Here is a 20,072-nt window from a genome sequence, read left to right on the forward strand (position 1 = left end):
GTCGCGGATCATCGTGAATAGGTGTGTGATGTTGGTCGGCGTCGCTCCGTTGTTGAACCATTTCGAGCCTATCCGAAATGTTTCGCTCCAGAACATGCGGGTAAGCATCGTGGTCATTGTCGATGCGAGGGTGGGCAGCTCCTACCGGTAGGGGCGCAGCGCCGCTGTGCCCCTACCCGAGATGACATCGGTGCCAGGTCAGTCGTCCATCGTGTGGGAGCTACTGACAGGGTGACAGGGTTCACCACGTCGTGGACGTAACGACAAGATGTTCGGAGAGGTACTTAGACATGCGACTCAAGACCGCTGTAGGCGCTGCGGTAGCATATCTCTCTTACGGTACGTTCAAGCCTGAGATGCGCTGCGACGATCCCTTCTCCCTACTACCGGTTGGCCGATGACGATCCTCCTTCGCGGATGGGTACAGTACTACTGTGACGATGCGATCTCATGTTGATCGACCGTCTGCCTTCTGCTCCACAACGTCTTACCCACGCAGCTTCAGCAACGCCTCAACCGGTGCAAAATCCCATGGTTCCCCCATCCCGATAATGATATGGGTTGCCCCTGCTTCGAGGTACGGAGGTACGGCTCAATGGGTTCGCCGGCACGAGGTGATACACTGCGTTCAATAGTTGCCGGGTCACGGCCAATTTGGGCGCACCATTGATCGAGGATTGCATTCTTGCGCTTAAAGTTCTCAATCGGGCCAAAACCATGCCAGATGTCGGCATGTTCGGCTGTGATCCGCAGCGTCACTTTTTCGCCACCACCACCGATCAATATCGGAATCCGGCGTAGCGGGAGTGGTTGATCGACAGCCCAGCGCTCTTTAATAATTGGTAACGCCTTTCGCAGTGCTCGCAAGCGGTCGGCGGCTGTACCAAATTCGTAACCAAACGTCGTATAATCTCGTTCAAACCAGCCGGCGCCAAGACCAAGGATCAGCCGCCCGCCACTGATATGATCGACCGTCTTTGCCATATTCGAGAGTAATGCCGGATTGCGATAGCTGTTACACGTCACCAGACACCCAACCTCGGCCCGCTGAGTGATAACCGCCATTGCCGTAAGCAGAGTCCAACCCTCGAAATGGGGGCCATCGGGTGGGCCATAGAGAGGGAAAAAGTGATCCCAGTTCCAGATCGTATCACAGCCAATCTCTTCGGCGTAGCGAACAGCATTGCGGTACGATTCCCAGGTTGTGTGCTGGGGGTGGAGTTGAACACCAACGCGAAAGCGAGCCATTGATCATCCTTTCCTTCAGCTTCCATAAAAAATAAAATGACACTCTAAAAACCATTCACAAACTGCGTTTATGCTGTAAACTGTGAGATGCAGTGCTGTATTTCATTGTGCATCTGGTTTTATCAGCACGAAACATTGCATGGACGCATCCATGAGAGTTCGTATCTGGGGCACCCGTGGCTCATACCCTGTCGCTCATGCTCACATGTTGCGATATGGCGGTAATACAACCTGCGTTGAAGTCGAAGCAGAAGGTCACTGTATCATTCTTGATGCCGGTACCGGTCTGCGAATGTTGAGTGAGGCGTTGCAGCGATTGCCCGCGCAGCCGCGCCAGTACGATCTCTTGATAACACATACCCATTGGGATCATATCATAGGTTTTCCCTTTTTTGCACCGCTGTTTGATCCCAATGTGAGCCTCGATATCTACGGTCTGGCTCGCACGCAGTCGAGTTTACGAACTACCCTCGCGGGGGCTTTAAGCGATCCGCTCTTTCCCCTTCAATTCGATGACTTGCGTGCACAACTTAACTTTTTTGAAATTGGCGCCGGGTCTGAGTTCGAATTGGGACCAGTTAAGGTACGTACTGCGCTCGCCAATCACCCGTACCGCGCACTGGCCTATCGTCTTGAAACATCACGAGGTGTACTAACCTTTATCCCTGACACCGGCCCGTTTCATACCGTCTTGTTTGGCGAACAACGGATTGAGTGGGCCGGTCAACCCACAGCCCGCAGTCAAAGTGAATTGCGCGAACTGGCGGCAATGAAAGAGGCTATCCTCGAACTGGCTTATGGCGCCGATTGGCTGATCTACGATGCCCAGTTTACGGATGCGCAATACGCCCGCTTTCCGCACTGGGGCCATAGCAGTGCCTCTCAAGCCCGTGAAATTGCCGAAGCAGCCCAGGTGCGTCAGTTAATCCTGTTTCACCACGATCCTCATCGTACCGATACCGAGCTAGATCAGATCGTTGCCAAACAACAGTCGCTGGCTGCACCGGGATTACTGGTTACGGCAGCGTTCGAGGGCATGGAACTGGAGAGGAGACCATGAAGGTGCGCTTCTGGGGAGTTCGCGGTTATGTTCCAACACCCGATGCCGCAATGCTACGTTACGGCGGCAATACCTGCTGTACCGCAGTAACCGGTGATCAGGGTGAACTGATTGTCCTCGATACCGGTACCGGCTTTTGTATGCTGGGTGATGAACTGATGCAGGGCGAATTTGGCCGTGGCCGTGGAACGTTGACCTTGTTGATCTCTCATACCTATTGGGATCATATTCTCGGTCTCCCTTTTCCCGGTGTCGTGCATATTCCCGGTAATCGCCTTGACATCTATGGCCCTGATAGTACTCGTGGCTCGTTACAGATGGTCTACGACGGTATGCTCTCACCGGTCTATTCGCCGGTTTTTGGACTTGCTCATATCGGTGCTACCCATCGCTTCACGCCCATTTCTACTGAACCATTCATTGTTGGTCAACTGACTATTCGCGCCATGCCGCTCTCATACCGTCCGCACTCACCGATCTGGGCCTACCGTCTGGAAGAACGTGGGCGAGTGCTAGTCTACATTACCGATGTGCGTTATGGCGAAAGTGGGATTCGCGAAGCTGCGATTGCATTTGCCCGCAATGCCCACGTGCTGATCCATAGCGCCCCATACCTGCGTGCCGAGGAAGTGGAAGATTACGGTCACAGTCGGATCGAAGATGCGATTGAAACGGCTCAAGCCGCCGATGTAGAACGTCTAGTACTGTTCCACCACGCCCCTACCCGCACCGACGATGAACTGGATGCGATTGTTGACCGCTTGCGCCAAATGCTGGCTGCGCAGGGAAGTGCATTACAATTGCTTGCTGCTGCAGAAGGTATGGAGTTGGTAGTATAACTGCAATATTACTGCACAGTGAACAGTTTCTCACTGTTCGTATCTTGCGAGAGCAGCGATCGCGTAGTAGAATACGGTCAAAGCTATTAGATGAATGCTACGGAGTGGTAGCTTTCTCTTGAGACATGAGGCCTTATGACCACATTGGTCAGCCTGATAACCCAACTGATATCCTTTTGAGAAATAGCTCGGTCCTCGCCGCGCTGACGGCGGGGGCCGGGTTGTTTTTTATCGCCCTGCCCATCGTTGTAGATGGGCCTCAGCGGATGGAGGACACGATGGAACTAACTATCAAGAGCCGGAACGGCAAGATTTCAGATCGTCAACGTGCACATATTGAAGAGAAGCTCGCGAAGCTCGAGCGTTATCTTCACGGCATTACCAGTATCACCGTCGAAGTACAACACGAACAACAACGCAATGCTGGTGAGGTCTATCGTGTACAGACGACACTGGTTGCCGAGCACGGCGTGATCCTGCGGGCTGAAGAGCGTGCACCTGACCTCTATGCCGCAATTGATGAAGTGCAGGAGGTGCTGCAACGCCAGATTTCACGCTACAAAGAGAAATATTGGCGACGTAGCCGCGAACAGCGCCGTGCCTCGAACGGTCTGACTCCGGCTGAAGAAGTTGCTATCGCCGAGGCAGAAGCTGCGGCTATTGCTGCATCAGGTGAGGCCGAGGCCACACCTCGCATTATCCGAACCAAGACGTTCCGTCTCCGCCCGATGTTTGTTGATGATGCGATTGAACAGATGGAACTGCTCGGTCACAACTTCTTTATCTTCCAGAATGCTGAAACGATGCAGATAAATGTCTTGTATCGACGACGCGATGGAAATTACGGGGTGATTGTACCGGAAGTTGGCTAGTACTTTAACTTCCTACACGGCGAGATGGCTTGCCATCTCGCCGTTTTGCTTACAGATTAGCCCCCAACACGATGGCAACGAATATACAGAACCCCAGTACCGTCAGTACGAGATGTGCAATACCCTAATGCCATACCGGTGAGTGCAATGCCCCGACCAGTCACGGCGCCATTCCCACGCTTGACTGCGCTGTGTCCCAGGTGACCACAGATGACGGCTGGAATTGCCAGCAAGAGGGGGATGAAAAAGAGAATCCACGTCATCACGCCACAAATGAGGCTAGCAATCGCCATTCGGCTATTGTGCGCCGGTACGAGCGGTATCGTGGTGTTGATGGCCGGTGAGAGGTTGTCTTGATGGCTATGTAGTCGATGACCACAAGCCGGACAAAATCGCTCCGTGCCGCTTATCGTCTGACCACAGTCAGGACACCGTTGCACTGCTGTTACTCCTCGCTCCTCACTTCCAAATGTTGCTCCTACCGGGTCAGTCTAATGACTGATACGGTGTGAACGTCTCAGTACATCAAGCACTTGCTAGCATCCGTACCTGGGCCCCGATGTCAGATGCCGTAACCAATGCTTCCCCGACTAGGATTGCGTCAGCGCCGTAGCTGCGTACTTCGGCAACATGGTCGGGTGTGAAAATACCACTCTCGCTTACCAGGATTGGTCGCTGTGGCCCAACCGGCAAATGTTCTGCTATCACCTTAGTGGTTGTACGGTCGGTGACAAAACGATGGAGGTCACGATTATTCACCCCAATGATAGGAGGATGTACCTTCAGTGCTCGTTCCAGTTCATCAACGGTATGTACCTCGATCAAAGCATCCATTCCCAGTTCGCGGGTGAGGGTAAAGAGATTCACCAGCGTTTGGTCATCGAGAGCAGCTACGATCAACAAGATTGCGTCGGCGCCATAGGCTCGCGCTTCGTAAACCTGATACGGATCGATTATGAAATCTTTGCGTAGCAATGGCGTCCCCGCCGTTTGTACTTCGGGGAGCGCACGGATACCGGCGAGGTATGTCAGGCTACCCTGAAAGAACCGCTGATCAGTGAGCACTGAGATCGCAGCCGCACCATTGGCGACGTATGTACGGGCCAGCGCGAGATGGTCGAAGTTGGTCAATAACACACCGCGGCTAGGTGAAGCCTTTTTGACTTCGGCGATGAGTGCTGTGGTCGGTGTGCTCCGGAGAGCAGCCGCAAAGTTGCGAACCGGTGGTGCACGCAGAATTCGCTCTTGCAACACATCGAGGGGGATTTTAGCCTGTTGACGTTGTACCTCAATGCGTTTGTGCGCCAGTATCCGTTCCAGGATGGTTTCACTCATGGATCTTCACCTGCTAAAAAAGGTCGGATTTTGCTATGTGCGAACGCATGGTAGCTCTCGCCACCTTCCGCTGTGACTCGCGTCTCGCTCGCTGATACGTTCTATCGCGAATGTCTCTGCTGCCTCTGTGTAACAGATCGCACGAATATCGAAGAAGGTGATGAGTTTCACCTGCCGTCTATTCGGCTCTTATTGTATCACCTGAATCCTTTCCCGGAAATGCCGGAAATGGTAATCGTCATTAAAGGAGGGCTGAGCAGAGTGCCTGGTTTTGGGTTACATTCAATGAATAAACGATTCGACAACAGTGCGATACCGACGAACCTCACGCATTGCTGCTGATGGCACCCATTGCACACGGTTTTCCTGGGAGCGCGGGCCTCTGGCCCGCATCCTGCGCTGGCCATTGTGGAACCTGTTGTTTGGCGCATCAGCACCTCATCGCCCTCCCTATGCTCCTTCGCAAGCAGAGGACGTGAAGGAGAACCCGTCCTACCGAGACGTTAACGGGCACAATCGGCGAGCAACCGGGGGTAGCGTACCGACGAAACAAGAAACTGTGCACACTCTTAACGATTTGCAGAAAGGTTGGGCAACCGCCGCTCCTGCTCTCTTTCCTCCACCCTCTCTTCTGTTACCACCATCAGGCAGGCTAAGAACGTTGCAAAGCTCCAACTCCTGACTTCTCGCGCCGTTATCAATGAATTGAGCCAAAATCCGTCGTACATCACCGACACATTTCCAACCAGTCTGCGCTACAATAAAGAAGAAATATCTAACAGGAATCTTGCCATGATTGTACTGAATTATTCTCATCCCATCACACCAGCCCAGCAAGAGCAGATTGTCGCGCTTGTCGGGCAGGCTATTGAGCAGGTGATCGATATTCCCAGTCAGATTGATCAGCAACAACCGTTGGCGCCACAAATTGTCGCGATGGCTGATGCAGCGGGATTGTCAGCTCAACAGTGGCAAAGCGAAGCCATTTTGATCAATCTACCGGCTCTTAACTTCAGTGCTGCGGCGCTGTTGGCCGAACTGCACGGCCGTATGGGCTATTTTCCGCCAGTATTGCGCATTCGGCCGGTTACCGGTGCTATGCCACCTCGCTATGAAGTAGCTGAAATTCTCAACCTCCAGGTACTGCGCGATGAAGCACGTACTCGCCGATCCCAGTAATTGATGGCGGAGAGATGCTTATGCACAATCGTCTGATCTACCTCGACCACGCTGCCACCACACCGCTCGACCCACGGGTTTTAGAGGCAATGCTGCCGTTCCTCTCCGGAACAAGTGGCAACGCTTCCAGCATCCATCAGGTAGGTAGAGCAGCTCTGCAAGCGCTGGACGATGCACGTGAACAGGTCGCGCTCGTATTGGGGTGTCAGCCGAAAGAGATTGTCTTTACCAGCGGTGGCAGTGAGAGTATCAATTTGGCCCTCAAAGGGGTGGCGATGGCACTTCGTGCGCAAGGGAAAAACCATCTCATTAGCAGCACAATCGAACATCACGCAGTTTTGCACGCGCTCGATTATCTCGTTGAATACGAAGGTTTTCGCGTAACCCTCTTACCGGTTGATCGCAATGGCCGGGTGAATCCTGCCGATCTTAGTACCGCCCTCCGCCCCGAAACTGCACTGGTCTCAGTTATGTACGCCAATAACGAGACCGGTGTCGTCCAACCGATTGCTGACCTGGCCGCTATCTGCCGCGAACGTGGTGTGCTCTTTCACACCGATGCTGTGCAAGCACCTGGTCAATTGCCGCTTGATGTCAACGCGCTGGGTGTTGATCTGCTTAGCCTGACTGCGCATAAGTTTTATGGTCCGCAAGGCGTAGGGTTGCTCTACCTGCGTCGTGGGACGCCGTTGGTTCCGCAGATTAACGGTGGTGCTCAGGAGCGCCGTCGTCGTGCCGGTACCGAGAATATTGCCGGGATTGTCGGCTTAGCCAAAGCATTGACGATAGCCGAGAGCGAGCGTACAACCCACGCTAGCCGATTGCGTGCGTTAAGTGAACGACTGATTGATGGGGTACTAACTCGCATCCCCCAATCGTGGCTGAACGGCGATCGTGAGTCGCGCTTGCCGTCTATCGTGAATCTGGGTTTTGCCTGCATCGAGACTGAAAGTCTCTTGCTATTGCTCGACCAGCGCGGTATCTGTGCCAGTTCCGGCAGCGCATGTACCTCTGGTTCACTTGAACCGTCGCATGTTTTACTGGCTATGGGGTTATCGCCTGAGGAAGCGAACGGTTCGATTCGTTTCTCGTTGGGGAAACAAACAACTGATGAGCAGATCGATATTGTGCTCGATCTGTTACCTGACCTGGTAGCACAATTACGAACAGTGACTCCGTGTGCGTAATGGTTGCCGATATACTACCGGTAGCGCAGATGTTGCGAGGACAGGGGACTACTGCGGGCGGGTCGAGAACCCGCCCCTCCTCCAAGATCAGGCTTGCGAGGCATACGTCGCCAGAACTGCCCCAGCTTCGACTGTTGAACCAACCTCGACCCGAACCTCGCCTATTGTCCCGCTGTGCGGCGCCGTGATCTCGTTCTCCATCTTCATCGCTTCTACGATAAAGAGTACCTGACCGGCCTCTACGGTCTGACCGTGAGCAACCCGCACCGCAACAACTCGTCCCTGGATCGGGCTGATGACACCATCAACCGGCGCCACTAGCTTTGTCTTCTTGGGTGTTGTCCGGCGCGGTAGGGCTGCGCGTGCTGCCGCCTGAACTGGCGCCACGCTCGTACCATTGCCGAAAACGGCCACTCCGAAGCGGCGACCATTCACTTCAACGGTAAACCGACGTGGCTCTGGAGGTGGCTCAGGCGTTACCACTTCCGTTGATGTCGGCATAAGCTCAGCAGTCCGCGTGAAAAGTTCAGGGTGACGGGGGATGAAATTTACGGTTGCTTCACCGGCCACAAACACCGGATGCTCGAGCGCTGCCCGATGGAAGGGAATGATCGTGGTAACGCCCTCAATGCGATATTCGGCCAGTGCTCGCCGCATACGGGCAATGGCTTCCTGCCGGGTGCTGCCCCAGGTGATCAGCTTCGCCAGGAGCGAGTCGTAGTGCGACGGTACTGTATAGTAGGCACGTACTCCGCTATCTACCCGTACACCTAACCCGACCGGCTCGCGATACTCGCCAATCGTTCCCAGTGCCGGACGGAAGTTGTGAAGCGGATCTTCGGCATTGATCCGACATTCGATCGCGTGACCACGGGGTGTTAGCTCTTCTTGCCGGAGCCAGAGCTTCTCGCCTTGCGCAATGCGAATCTGCGCTGCGACCAGATCAACACCGTAGACCATCTCGGTCACGGTATGCTCGACTTGAATGCGCGTATTCATCTCGAGGAAGTAGTAACGTCCATCTTGATACAGAAACTCCAGCGTTCCGGCGCTCACATAACCGACCGCTTTTGCCAGCCGTACTGCGGCAGCCCCCATCTCCGCCCGAAGTTCAGGGGTCAGGGCTGGCGAGGGGCATTCTTCGATCAACTTTTGATGCCGCCGCTGCACCGAACAGTCACGCTCTCCCAATGCTACCGCGTTCCCGTACTGATCGGCTAAGATTTGTATCTCGATATGGCGGGGATCATCGAGATACTTCTCAACGTACAGTTCGCCATTCTTGAAAGCGACTTCAGCTTCACGACGTGCTGCGGCAAAGGCTTCATCAACCTCGGCCGGCGAACGCACCACGCGCAGCCCACGTCCGCCGCCCCCGCCAACAGCCTTAATGGCGATTGGATAACCAAATTCCTTGCCCAGGCTGCGCACCTCCGCCGCACTGGTCACCGGTTCGAGCACGCCGGGTACGACTGGCACCCCAGCAGCGGTAGCTTCCCGCCGCGCAGCCGTCTTACCACCCATCCGCTCCATCGCTTCAGCAGGGGGTCCAATGAAGATCAGACCGGCCGCCGTCACCGCTCGTACAAAATGGGCATTCTCGGCCAGAAAGCCATAGCCGGGATGAATCGCCTCGGCGCCGGTGGCTTTGGCTGCGCGAATAATTGCTTCGATGTTAAGATAACTCTCTGCTGGTGATGGCGGACCGATCAAAAATGCATCATCGGCATACGCCACATGCGGTGCATCGCGATCCGCTTCCGAATAGACGGCTACGCAACGCAAGCCCAATTCCCGGCAAGCGCGCATAATGCGCAGGGCAATTTCACCACGATTAGCAACCAATACTGTCCGAAACATTGCAGCCGCTCCTCAATGCTGCTCTGCGTCGCTTCAACGCTGTGCGACATTAACGCCAATTTTAGCATAGCGCATCGTGTTACACTGATGGTGCAGGTCGTCCTGACACTTGCTCGGCGGCAAATGCAGCACGGAGGAGAAGCGATTCGTGCCACGGACGAGCGATCAACTGTGCTGCACGGGGCAAACCATCATCACCTATACCGGTTGGCAGGCTAAGCGCTGGCCAGCCGAGAAAGTTCCACGGCCCGGTAAATGAGGTTGGTGTCGGTACACCCAATGCAGGCGCCGGTCCTGGTGTCACCGGGGTGATCAGCAGATCGATATTATGCAATCGCTCTGCTACTCGTCGACGCAGCCATGCCCTCGCCTGCTGCACGCGCGTGACATCAGCCGGTGAGTAGATGAACGCGGCCAGAATCCGATGGCGCATGAACTCACCGTAGTCATCAAGCCGACTGCGCAACCATGGGAGATGTAACGCAGCCGCTTCCATTGCCAGCAGGGCCTGGTTGAGCAACCGCAGCTCTTCCAGTTCTGGCACTTCAATCGGTATGACATGAGCACCCTGATCGGCCAGAGCACTGGCTACCTGCTGCATCGCTGCCAGTTCTGCGGCGCCGGCCATCGCTTGTCCGCTCCCATCGGCCGTGAGCAATCCTATGCGTACATCACGGACTCCACCGGTCAGGCGACCAATCGCCGGCTCCGGTGCCGGACGTAAGGTGCGCGGGTCACGTGGGTCAGGCCCGGCAATGATCTGGAACAGTGCAGCAGCATCGGCAACCGAACGGGCCAGCGGGCCAGCATGATCGAGTGACCACGAGAGAGGAAATCCGCCAGCCAGACTAACCCGACCGTGAGTTGGTTTGAGACCGACCACCCCACAATGTGCGGCAGGGATACGGATGGAGCCACCAGTATCGGTACCCAGCGCAGCAAAGGCCATACCGGTGGCTGTTGCTACCCCACTTCCACTGCTGCTACCACCACTATCCCGTTGAGGATCATAAGGGTTGGCAGTTGGCCCATAGTGAGCATTGTTTGATCCAGGCGAGTAAGCAAATTCCGACATGCGGGTCTTGCCGATGATAATAGCCCCGGCTGCCCTCAAGCGGGCCACAACAGTCGCATCCTGCGCTGCGATAAACCCGGCTCGAATCCGCGATCCGGCTGCGGTTGGATATCCAGCAACATCAAACAGGTCTTTCACCGCGATCGGTACGCCATGCAATAGGCTACGAACTTTTCCAGCAGCTAATTCAGCATCGGCAGCACGTGCATCGGCCAGCGCACTCTCGGTCATCACAATCTGAAAAGCATTGAGCGCAGCATCGTGGTTGGCAATCTGTTCCAGCGCCTGTTCAACCAGTTCGACCGCCGAAACGGTGCGTTTCCGTAATTGCCCGGCAATGCCCAAAATCGTGGTTGGATCATCATTCATTGGTAGTTGTTCACCTTCGGAAGACGTGGGCATTGGCGGTAAGCTTACTGCATCGAGCATATCGGGCAACTGTTCATGGTCAACCGTGTTAAGCAACCGTTCCACATCAGGAAACCGACTGAGAAACCCTTTTTCAATGATTCCGGCAAAGTCGGTTTCAGTGGCCGGGATACCGGCAGCCTGGAGCGCTGCCCGCAGTCGGTCTATCAGTTCCATACCTTATTCCTTTCCAACTCGTTTCGCGCTAGCTTTTCGATAGCAAGACGGAATGAGACATAACTGATTATCGTTCCAAACGACTAGCCGGCGTTCCGCTTGTCCTCTTCAATCGTAAACCGCCAGCTGCCAACCCAGACAAGAGGTTGTGCAGGAAGCTGGGTGCGCGGGCCTGTGGCCCGCCAGTGCCGGGCGCCGCAACGAAGCTGGGTGCGCGGGCCTGCGGCCCGCCAGTGCCGGGCGCCGCAACGAAGCTGGGTGCGCGGGCCTGCGGCCCGCCGGTGCCGGGCGCCGCAACGAAGCTGGGTGCGCGGGCCTGTGGCCCGCCAGTGCCGGGCGCCGCAACCCGCTGCCCGCCGACCCAGACAAGAGGTTGTTCAGCGTGTATCTGCGAACTCCTTTCAGAACGTGGGATTTCGATGATCTGCTGAAGCATCGCTTGGCAGTCCATATAATCCCGATGCAGCTCAGGTAAGAGAATTTTCAGACACTCGCAGACATACTAACAGAGACACTCTCTGGCCGCCCGGCGGCCACTATCGATAGCGCCATGGACTGTCTGCGGATTACTGTCGTAAGCGGTGGCCTCGCCCGCAAAATGCAGACGCCCCTCTGCTGCTGCTAACGCTGGTCGGGCCCAGGCTAGCCCCGGCGCAAGATGCGCATACCCACCACGAGCATACTCGTCGGTAGCCCAACGATAACGTCGAAAACCAACACATCGTGCTGGAACGTCATCACGCCCCAAGAGTTTGCTTAGTTCAGCCAGACCGAGTGAGCGCACGATCTCTGCCGGTAACCGATCAAGCACCGCTGCCCGACTCGCTGTTACATAACAACAGAGCAGTGGTGCACGTACATCGGGATGGGCCGGTGTCCACCATCGAGCAAACAGACCCGAGTGAGCAGCGTAGGCAAATCCTTCATCCCAGAGTGGAGCATCGAACCAGAAGAAGTGTTTAGTTGCCGGTCGTGTGCGAAATGCGGCAATTGCTGCCTGTTTTGATGCTGACAGCGGTGGCGTAAATCGAATCAGGCCCGCTGCCAAAACTGCTACCGGCACCGTGACGATACAATGGCGGGCACGCAGTGCAGTAGCTGATACCTCGACGCGCACTTCGTTATCGTGACTAATAATTGCCCGCACCGGCATACCCAACCGTATATCAAGCCCCTGCGCCAGCCATGACAACAGGGTATCGTACCGTTCACGCAGGCGAAATTCACGAGGGCCAGCGCGATCGCCACGCTGTTCTCGCGCCAGATCAACACAACTGAGCGATTCCAACTCTGCACAACAGGTCTGCGCCAACACGACATCGGCAATCGCCAGACCTGCCGGATCAAGCCCGAAATGATAAAGATAGGCGGCTAAAGAGCGGTCTGGCGTGTGATCGGTATAACGAACGGCCAACGTCTTCCAAAGCGCACGGGCCTGCTCAATGGCTCGGCGCTGCGGATCGTCTGATGGCAACGCACTCAGCAGTCGGGCCGGTGTTCCCCAACGCAAACCGTTGTACCGATCTACTTCATCTAGGGTCAGACCGGCCATCATCGCCAGCTCAACGGTGCTAGTCTGTGCACCGTGGATCAACTCGGCGCCCAACTCAATCGGATACGGCCCACAACTGCGATCTGTCCAGATCCGTCCCCCTATCCGTGGACGCGCTTCCACAACTACGACCCGTACACCGGCATCGTGCAGGGTGCGGGCCGCTGCTAATCCGGCAGCACCGGCCCCTACCACTACCACATCAAACGTCTCAGATACCGATTGAGACATACTTAATATCCAGATACTCGTCAATCCCGGTTGGCCCACCTTCACGGCCAATCCCGCTCTGCTTCACCCCGCCAAACGGCGCCTGCGCAGTAGAAGGGATTGGATCGTTAATCCCGATGATACCGTATTCCAATCCTTCGGCCAGCCGCCAGACCCGACCCACATCGCGGGTGAAGGCATACGCTGCCAGGCCATACGGCGTATCATTAGCCATACGGATCACTTCTGCCTCATCGTCGAACGGAATCAGTGGCGCTACTGGGCCAAAGGTCTCTTCACGAGCCACCAGCATATCACTACGGGCATCGAGCAATACTGTCGGTAACCAGAAATTGCCACCCAGTGGTGCTGGTCCACCACCAACTAACAATCGTGCACCGCCGACGAGTGCATCGTGCACGTGACGCTCAACTTTCTGGCGTGCTTGTTCATCGATCAGGGGGCCGATATTGACCCCCGGCTGCAACCCGTCGCCAACAGTCAGACGGCTCACTTCGGCGGCAAACCGCTCGGCGAAGGTTGCGTAAATCGGACGCTGGACAAAAATCCGGTTTGCGCACACACAGGTTTGCCCGGCATTGCGAAATTTCGAGGCAATAGCACCACGCACGGCAGCATCGAGATCGGCATCGGCAAACACGATAAACGGTGCATTTCCGCCTAGTTCCAGCGAGATCCGTTTCAGCGTATCTGCCGAACGACGCATCAATTCCTTGCCAACCTCAGTGCTACCGGTAAAGCTAATTTTACGCACGCGCGTATCGGTGAAGATCGTATCAGCGAAGGGACGCGGATCGCGGCAGGTGATGATATTGACTACGCCGGGCGGCGCACCGGCTTCGGTGAAGAGCTGACCCAGTGCCAGCGCCGAGAGCGGAGTTTGTTCGGCTGGTTTACAGATGACGGTGCAACCAGCAGCAAGTGCCGGCCCCAGTTTGCGTGTGATCATTGCGCTCGGAAAATTCCACGGCGTAATCATCGCTACGACACCTACCGGTTGGCGCAGCACCAGAATGCGCTTGCTATTCGTCGAAGCGGGAATCGTCATACCGTAGATTCGTTCGGCCTCACCGGCAAACCAATTGAGAAAGCTGGCGGCGTAGGCGATTTCACCACGCGCTTCAGCCAATGGTTTCCCCTGTTCGAGCGTCATGATTGTTGCCAGCTCTTGCTGGCGTTCAAGCATCATCGTAGCAACCCGCCGTAACAGCGTTGCCCGCTCACCTGCTGGTGTGGCAGCCCAACCGGGCTGGGCCGCCACCGCTGCCGCAATTGCCGCCCGTGTCTCTTCTACTCCGGCATCAGGGACATACCCCAGCACCGAACCGTTGGCCGGATTGGTAACGGCAAAGGTTGCACCGTTGTTCGCTTCACGCCACTCACCGTTGATCAGCAGACGAAATGGCAGGGTGGTAAGTACTTCTTCGCCGGTTAGCGTCATTGCTTCCTCCTTTCTGCGTGCGTACCATCTACGTACCAGGGATGAACGTGGTTAAGCGTCGCGTGGGTTTCACATCTGAATTGCCTGGTTGCCAGGTGTACTGGTTTCTGACCTGCATCTTATTGCAGCTTCGCTAAATGGATCGAGATACCTGCGCTGCGTCGTGTGCCATTCCCATTCCTGGTCGCTATGACTCGCGCCACACGACGTTGTCTGTAGTCTCCTTTTTCCCCGACGGAGCAAGAAGAATAGCTGAAGACGGAATGGAACAAACGTTTCTCCTCTTCTGTTCCACCCACAGCGATTGTAATCGTACAATCTCTATTGTACAGCGTTTGCCGGACAGGTATACTGATGATACCATTCATCGCGGTTCTCTGGCATCGCTAGCCATCTGAAGATAAGTGCACAAGTCTCCTAATATCAGGATAGAGGTCGTATGCAACCATTTTCATCCATTTACCGGCACGGCCTGGCCCGGTTAGCAGTTGCCATTCCGGCAGTACGGATTGCCGAACCGGCCTTCAACGCTGAACGCACCATTGCGCTGGCCCGCCGCGCTGCTGCTGAAGGAGCGATACTCGTTCTCTTTCCTGAACTGGGCATCTCAGCTTATAGCAACGATGATCTCTTTCAGCAGACCACGCTTCTCGACGCGGTTGAACATGCACTGCAAACGATTGTGCTGGCTTCGCAAACAATGAATGCCATCCTTCTCGTCGGAGCGCCGCTCCGCCATGAGGGGCGTCTCTTCAACTGTGCTGTAGCAATTGCGAATGGGCACATCATTGGTGTCACCCCGAAGAGTTATCTGCCCAATTATCGCGAATTTTACGAAAAACGCCATTTTGCTGCTGCCCGTGACGCCATTGGCGACACAATCCGCGTCAACGGTCAGCACGTTCCATTTGGCACGAACCTGATCTACGACGTGGCAACCATCCCCGGCCTGGCAATACACGTCGAAATCTGCGAAGACCTATGGACTCCCCTCCCACCCAGTACCTTCGCAGCGCTGGCCGGTGCAACCGTCCTCTGCAATCTGTCAGCCTCGAACATCACCATTGGTAAAGCCGACTATCGGCGGGCATTATGTATGAGCCAATCGGCGCGCGCCATTGCCGCCTACCTCTACTCAGCAGCCGGGCTAGGCGAAAGCACCACCGATCTGGCGTGGGATGGTCATGCACTCATTTGTGAAAACGGTGAGCTACTGGCCGAATCACGGCGTTTTTGCGATGACGAACAGATCATCTTTGCCGATGTTGATCTCGAACGACTACAACAAGATCGTATGCGCCAGACCAGCTTCAGCGACTGTATCAGAGACTACCTGGCGTACCTTCGGCAGATGCGGCGCATTCCCGTGACTATCAACCCACCAATTGTTAACGACCTCCGCCGCACGATTGCCCGCTTCCCATTTGTTCCAAACGATCCGGCCACCCGTGATGAACGCTGCTACGAAGCCTACAACATTCAGGTCCACGGTCTGATCCAGCGCATGCGCAGTGCCCGCGTCGAAAAAGTGGTTATTGGTGTCTCTGGTGGCCTTGACAGCACCCAGGCTTTGATCGTCGCATCACGAGCGATGGATCGCCTAGGACTACCCCGTCAGAACGTCCTGGCCTACACCATGCCCGGCTTTGCCACCAGCAATCAGACACGACGCAATGCCCATGCGCTTATGGCCGCGCTTGGTGTCAGCGCCAATGAGATCGACATTCGGCCATCAGCACTCCAGATGCTCCGCGATCTAGGTCATCCGGCTGGCGAAGGTGAACCGATGTACGACGTTACCTTCGAGAACGTGCAGGCAGGCGAACGCACCTCGCATCTGTTTCGCTTAGCCAACTACCACAATGCCATCGTCATCGGCACCGGTGATCTAAGCGAACTTGCGCTCGGCTGGTGTACGTATGGTGTTGGCGACCAGATGGCCCACTACAACGTAAACGCTTCAGTACCGAAAACGCTCATCCAACACCTGATCCGATACATCATTCGGAGCGGCGAACTGGGAGAAACGGCTAATCGTGTGCTCGAATCCATTCTGGCGACTGAAATCTCCCCAGAACTGGTACCGGCGGCAGCCAACGGCGATGACAAACCGGCGCAACGTACCGAAGAGATCATCGGGCCATACGCCCTCCAAGACTTCAACCTCTACTACATCACCCGGTACGGCTTTCGTCCGAGCAAAGTTGCTTTTCTGGCGCTTCATGCGTGGGGTGACGCCTCAGCAGGGGAATGGCCGGAAGGTCTGCCAGCGAATGAGCGCCGGTCGTATGATTTGCCAACCATCCTACACTGGCTGAAAGTCTTCGTTTACCGTTTCTTCCAGATCAGCCAATTCAAACGCTCGGCCATGCCAAACGGCCCCAAAGTCGGTTCGGGCGGTTCACTCTCACCTCGTGGCGACTGGCGCGCACCAAGCGATTCCAGTGCCGCAACGTGGTTAGCCGAGATCGAGCGGTTGGAGGGGGAGGTGGGGTGAGATAACGTGTGCCAAACAGAGTTTACATTGAATGCTGCAAAGCAATATTTTCTGTGTCCTGGTTAGGCTGAAAGAAATGATAAGTACCCTAGTCGCCAGTTCGTGATGAAATTACTTTCGGAGGAGGACACGGGGTTTTTGCCAACGGTAAGCTTCTGATTAACGATACGTGTTATTCTAATTAATCCACAATGTTGCTCTATCCAGCCTCTGTCTCTGAACCAAGAATACGTCGTTTCTGAAGCAACATTGCGATAGGGTTCCCGAAAATCACTGAACGAGTAACACTATTCACACGCTTCAGAATTTGTCTAAAGCACGTGACAAGTGAAATCAATGCGAGTCTCTGTGTAACGGGAAATTACTTGCCGAGTATGCCAATCAAGATCTGCTTGTAGTCAGTTTTTTTTATTTTTGTTTTTGTAGAAACTGTTTGATTTTTTTGCCGCCATTTTCTATTAGATAGGATGGCTTCTTTGCAAAATCTATACAGCTTACCATCGGCTGTTTTTATTGTAGCATACTATTGCTGTGTTAATTTGGTATGGTTAATCTTTGATCAGTTATCTTTTGCACCGATATTTGCCATAGATTGAAAACGCCGAAAAATAAGGGCAGAACCTGGAATTAATGACTTGCTCTGCCAGGAAATCGGTAGGGATATAGATAATGATATATCTTCATTTCCTTGCTCAGCGGGTTCAACGGTGCAATAACGCATATAACCAGCGACGTACAGCTCGTCCGAACATAACATAAGGATGTGATTCTATTTTGTAGAGACGAGCGAGAGCGGCATCACGTTCGGCTCGCAAGGTCACAACATCCATATCCCTTAAAAATTGTCGGTTTGCTTGTTGAGGATGTACGATCAAAAACCAGCGCAATCCCACTGGATGTGGCCAATGAATTGGTATGCAAGTCATACCTTCCTCCTCAACTAATCTACACATAAAATCTAGTGTATAGTATGATCCACCGGGATATACCCAATCATGACCGGTATAGTTTTCATTACTTTCGACAAAATTAGCCACAAAGATGGCATCAGGTTTCATAACCTTTTTGGCTGAAGCGACACATGTTCTGATCTGTGAGGCTGATGCATGTGAAAAGATCGATTGTGCCAAAAGAAAATCAAACGTTCTTCCAAATACTTCAAGATTAAACGAGCGATCATGGGCGAAAGATGGCTGCTTCACTGCAAGAATGGATTCTCCCAGCTCATGTTTGATACCTTCCTCAATTAACCATTGTTCTGGTTCAATCCCGAAATAATGACCACTCAGCAAATATGGAATGAATAAGCGCCCACCACGCAGTGATCCGCATCCAATATCAAGGAGATAGTGATGTTCACGTAATCCCAGTGAAGTAAGCAGATTGAATTGTAGCGCCGCAACAATATCATAGTTGTCGGGATGACTCACAAAAGCACGATAATGACGATCACCTGGCGAAAGGTGCTTACCTAAACAATCATCAATTGGATTGATACTCATAGTCGATCCTCCTGGATGGTGCTATAATCGCCGTGTATAATATCAGCGGCTTGAAGATACTGCAAGTCTGACATCAAGAGATAAAGGTTGACAGTGAACGTATCGATTGTCATTCCTACCCTGCATTCTCCAATAATCCGTGACGTTATTATGTCGTTAGACCGACAAACAGCGAGTTCTTGCATTCGTGAGATTATTGTTGTTGGCCAGTGTACTTCTGATAAAGTCATTCCACCAGCACGATTTGTTCCAACTAGTCGTCCAGTTGCTGCTGCAGTAGCTCGAAATCTCGGTGCTCGGATTGCAAGTGGCGATGTGTTACTATTCATTGATTCCGATTGCATTGCGCATCCCTATCTTGTAGAATGTCATCTTGCCCACCATATGCGTGGGCAAATGGTGGTAGGAGGTAGCATTGCCGTTGAAAAAGATGACGCATACTGGCGATTATGTGATAACCTTCTATCGTTTACTTCCTTCTTGAACATAATGCCGTCAGGTGAGCGATCGTATTTGCCAAGTCTAAACTTGAGCATAAAGCGCTCTCTCTTCATAGATATTGGCGGCTTCGACGAGCAATTTGGTGGAGCGGCAGGGGAGGATATTGATTTTAGCCTTCGGCTACGCGAGAAAGGATATCGTTTATTCTTCGATTCCGATGCTATCGTGTATCACCGTCCTCATCGAGTTAATGTCGACGCGGTTATCAATCACTTGCGTTCGTTTGGTCGGATTCAGGTTATACTGCATCAGCGTCATCGCCAGCTCGGTCGGTCGGCGTTGCCCAGTTGTCTGCGGCCGTGGGTATGGTTGTTACTATCAGTCGCGCCGCTTCTGTCAGTAACGGATGTGTTACGACTATACTATCGCTATCCGCAGCTTCGGTCGTTTTGGCACTGCCTATTTGGAATGGCATTAGGAAAAAGTGCATGGTACTGGGGATACGGCGAGATGCTGCTATTTCATAAGGAATGATCCTGTATGACAACAAATCTTCGTGCGGAAAAGCTATTAATCATTGGCCTTGATTGTGCAGCACCAGAGCTAATCTTCTCACTCTGGCGTAATGACCTGCCAGTCCTACGTTCCTTGATGGAACGTGGTATCTACGGACGTATGGAGAGTTGCATTCCAGCGATTACAGTTCCAGCCTGGACTTGTATGATGAGCAGTCAGGATCCCGGCCAACTTGGGATTTATGGGTTTCGGAATCGGGCTGATCATAGTTACACGAGAATGGCAACAGCCACGTCGCGATCTGTTCCTATTCCTCGTTTGTGGGACATCCTTGGCTCAGCAGGTAAACGAGTTGGTGTTATTAGTGTTCCCCCTACCTACCCCGTTTCACCTGTCAATGGTGAGTTGGTTAGTTGTTTCCTGACGCCAAACGCTCAAAGCCAGTTTACCTATCCATTAACTCTGCGTGACGAGATTCTGAGTTGGCTTGGTGAAGAGTTCCTGGTTGATGTACCAGATTTTCGTTCTGCAGATAAGCCGAGAATTCTACGAAGTATCTACCAGTTAGCTGAGCAGCGTTTCACAATCTGCCGTCAGTTGCTCAAACGCCAGTCGTATGATTTTCTTATCATGGTTGAGATGGGTGTAGATC

The 20,072-nt window shown here is 53.9% G+C and carries 16 protein-coding genes and 1 pseudogene; 8 read left to right on the forward strand and 9 right to left on the reverse strand.

Annotation, left to right across the window (positions count from 1 at the left end; genetic code table 11):
- Positions 1-487: 487 nt before the first annotated feature.
- Positions 488-1,248, reverse strand: a pseudogene (locus JE47_RS0106990) (LLM class F420-dependent oxidoreductase).
- A 151-nt stretch (positions 1,249-1,399) separates the two neighbouring features.
- Between JE47_RS0106990 and JE47_RS0106995 the strand changes: the two are divergent.
- From JE47_RS0106995 to hpf, 3 genes are all read left to right on the forward strand, one after another.
- Positions 1,400-2,308 carry an MBL fold metallo-hydrolase gene (locus JE47_RS0106995; protein ID WP_031459068.1) on the forward strand — a complete coding sequence of 303 codons (909 nt, stop codon included), beginning with the start codon at positions 1,400-1,402 and terminating at the stop codon, positions 2,306-2,308.
- A complete protein-coding gene (locus JE47_RS0107000; protein ID WP_031459069.1) occupies positions 2,305-3,147 on the forward strand; it encodes an MBL fold metallo-hydrolase in 843 nt (280 codons plus the stop codon). The genes JE47_RS0106995 and JE47_RS0107000 overlap by 4 nt, the downstream gene beginning before the upstream one ends.
- A 278-nt stretch (positions 3,148-3,425) precedes the next feature.
- The gene (gene hpf / locus JE47_RS0107005; RefSeq protein ID WP_031459070.1) at positions 3,426-4,019 is read left to right on the forward strand and encodes a ribosome hibernation-promoting factor, HPF/YfiA family; all 594 of its coding nucleotides are present in this window, start codon (positions 3,426-3,428) and stop codon (positions 4,017-4,019) included.
- A 56-nt stretch (positions 4,020-4,075) separates the two neighbouring features.
- Here hpf and JE47_RS21280 read toward each other — a convergent pair whose 3' ends face one another.
- On the reverse strand, positions 4,076-4,459 hold the full coding sequence (locus tag JE47_RS21280; RefSeq protein ID WP_236631159.1) for a DUF4190 domain-containing protein: 384 nt from the start codon (positions 4,457-4,459) through the stop codon (positions 4,076-4,078).
- 85 nt (positions 4,460-4,544) lie between these two features.
- Positions 4,545-5,354, reverse strand: a complete 810-nt coding sequence (gene trpC, locus JE47_RS0107015) for an indole-3-glycerol phosphate synthase TrpC (protein ID WP_031459071.1) — start codon at positions 5,352-5,354, stop codon at positions 4,545-4,547.
- Positions 5,355-6,146: 792 nt separating this feature from the next.
- Here trpC and csx15 point away from each other — a divergent pair.
- Positions 6,147-6,533: a CRISPR-associated protein Csx15 gene (gene csx15, locus JE47_RS0107020; protein ID WP_031459072.1), complete on the forward strand. Its 387-nt coding sequence runs from the start codon at positions 6,147-6,149 to the stop codon at positions 6,531-6,533.
- Positions 6,534-6,553: 20 nt separating this feature from the next.
- Positions 6,554-7,720: a cysteine desulfurase family protein gene (locus JE47_RS0107025; RefSeq protein ID WP_031459073.1), complete on the forward strand. Its 1,167-nt coding sequence runs from the start codon at positions 6,554-6,556 to the stop codon at positions 7,718-7,720.
- Between the two features lie 87 nt (positions 7,721-7,807).
- On the opposite strand, the gene accC is transcribed toward JE47_RS0107025, so the two are convergent.
- From accC to JE47_RS0107050, 5 genes are all read right to left on the reverse strand, one after another.
- A complete protein-coding gene (accC, locus tag JE47_RS0107030; protein WP_031459074.1) occupies positions 7,808-9,580 on the reverse strand; it encodes an acetyl-CoA carboxylase biotin carboxylase subunit in 1,773 nt (590 codons plus the stop codon).
- Positions 9,581-9,659: 79 nt separating this feature from the next.
- Positions 9,660-11,240, reverse strand: coding sequence for an amidase (locus JE47_RS0107035; RefSeq protein ID WP_051871089.1), 1,581 nt, complete (start codon positions 11,238-11,240; stop codon positions 9,660-9,662).
- Positions 11,241-11,307: 67 nt separating this feature from the next.
- Entirely contained in the window at positions 11,308-11,676 is a 369-nt protein-coding gene (locus tag JE47_RS0107040; RefSeq protein ID WP_160173276.1) for a hypothetical protein, read from the reverse strand.
- 66 nt (positions 11,677-11,742) lie between these two features.
- Positions 11,743-13,023 carry a flavin monoamine oxidase family protein gene (locus JE47_RS0107045; RefSeq protein ID WP_031459077.1) on the reverse strand — a complete coding sequence of 427 codons (1,281 nt, stop codon included), beginning with the start codon at positions 13,021-13,023 and terminating at the stop codon, positions 11,743-11,745.
- The gene (locus JE47_RS0107050; protein ID WP_031459078.1) at positions 13,004-14,464 is read right to left on the reverse strand and encodes an NAD-dependent succinate-semialdehyde dehydrogenase; all 1,461 of its coding nucleotides are present in this window, start codon (positions 14,462-14,464) and stop codon (positions 13,004-13,006) included. Before JE47_RS0107050 ends, JE47_RS0107045 begins: the two co-directional genes overlap by 20 nt.
- A gap of 439 nt (positions 14,465-14,903) precedes the next feature.
- Between JE47_RS0107050 and JE47_RS0107055 the strand changes: the two genes are divergently transcribed.
- Positions 14,904-16,961, forward strand: coding sequence for an NAD(+) synthase (locus tag JE47_RS0107055; protein WP_031459079.1), 2,058 nt, complete (start codon positions 14,904-14,906; stop codon positions 16,959-16,961).
- Between the two features lie 701 nt (positions 16,962-17,662).
- On the opposite strand, the gene JE47_RS20965 is transcribed toward JE47_RS0107055, so the two are convergent.
- A complete protein-coding gene (locus JE47_RS20965) occupies positions 17,663-18,463 on the reverse strand; it encodes a class I SAM-dependent methyltransferase (protein ID WP_031459080.1) in 801 nt (266 codons plus the stop codon).
- Positions 18,464-18,556: 93 nt separating this feature from the next.
- On the opposite strand from JE47_RS20965, the gene JE47_RS0107070 reads away from it, so the two are divergent.
- Together JE47_RS0107070 and JE47_RS0107075 are read left to right on the forward strand one after the other, a co-directional pair.
- On the forward strand, positions 18,557-19,438 hold the full coding sequence (locus tag JE47_RS0107070; protein WP_160173277.1) for a glycosyltransferase family 2 protein: 882 nt from the start codon (positions 18,557-18,559) through the stop codon (positions 19,436-19,438).
- 6 nt (positions 19,439-19,444) lie between these two features.
- The coding region (locus JE47_RS0107075; protein WP_031459082.1) for an alkaline phosphatase family protein at positions 19,445-20,072 on the forward strand (628 nt) is incomplete at its 3' end.

Origin of the sequence: Chloroflexus sp. MS-G, assembly GCF_000735195.1 — a bacterium.
Lineage (GTDB): Bacteria > Chloroflexota > Chloroflexia > Chloroflexales > Chloroflexaceae > Chloroflexus.

Excerpts from the sequence above, each read along its gene's own strand:
- JE47_RS0106995 (WP_031459068.1), top strand. The coding sequence starts at position 1,400 with ATGAGAGTTCGTATCTGGGGCACCCGTGGCTCATACCCTGTCGCTCAT.
- JE47_RS0107000 (WP_031459069.1), top strand. The coding sequence starts at position 2,305 with ATGAAGGTGCGCTTCTGGGGAGTTCGCGGTTATGTTCCAACACCCGAT.
- hpf (WP_031459070.1), top strand. The coding sequence starts at position 3,426 with ATGGAACTAACTATCAAGAGCCGGAACGGCAAGATTTCAGATCGTCAA.
- trpC (WP_031459071.1), bottom strand. The coding sequence starts at position 5,354 with ATGAGTGAAACCATCCTGGAACGGATACTGGCGCACAAACGCATTGAG.
- csx15 (WP_031459072.1), top strand. The coding sequence starts at position 6,147 with ATGATTGTACTGAATTATTCTCATCCCATCACACCAGCCCAGCAAGAG.
- JE47_RS0107025 (WP_031459073.1), top strand. The coding sequence starts at position 6,554 with ATGCACAATCGTCTGATCTACCTCGACCACGCTGCCACCACACCGCTC.
- accC (WP_031459074.1), bottom strand. The coding sequence starts at position 9,580 with ATGTTTCGGACAGTATTGGTTGCTAATCGTGGTGAAATTGCCCTGCGC.
- JE47_RS0107035 (WP_051871089.1), bottom strand. The coding sequence starts at position 11,240 with ATGGAACTGATAGACCGACTGCGGGCAGCGCTCCAGGCTGCCGGTATC.
- JE47_RS0107040 (WP_160173276.1), bottom strand. The coding sequence starts at position 11,676 with ATGCTTCAGCAGATCATCGAAATCCCACGTTCTGAAAGGAGTTCGCAG.
- JE47_RS0107045 (WP_031459077.1), bottom strand. The coding sequence starts at position 13,023 with ATGTCTCAATCGGTATCTGAGACGTTTGATGTGGTAGTGGTAGGGGCC.
- JE47_RS0107050 (WP_031459078.1), bottom strand. The coding sequence starts at position 14,464 with ATGACGCTAACCGGCGAAGAAGTACTTACCACCCTGCCATTTCGTCTG.
- JE47_RS0107055 (WP_031459079.1), top strand. The coding sequence starts at position 14,904 with ATGCAACCATTTTCATCCATTTACCGGCACGGCCTGGCCCGGTTAGCA.
- JE47_RS20965 (WP_031459080.1), bottom strand. The coding sequence starts at position 18,463 with ATGAGTATCAATCCAATTGATGATTGTTTAGGTAAGCACCTTTCGCCA.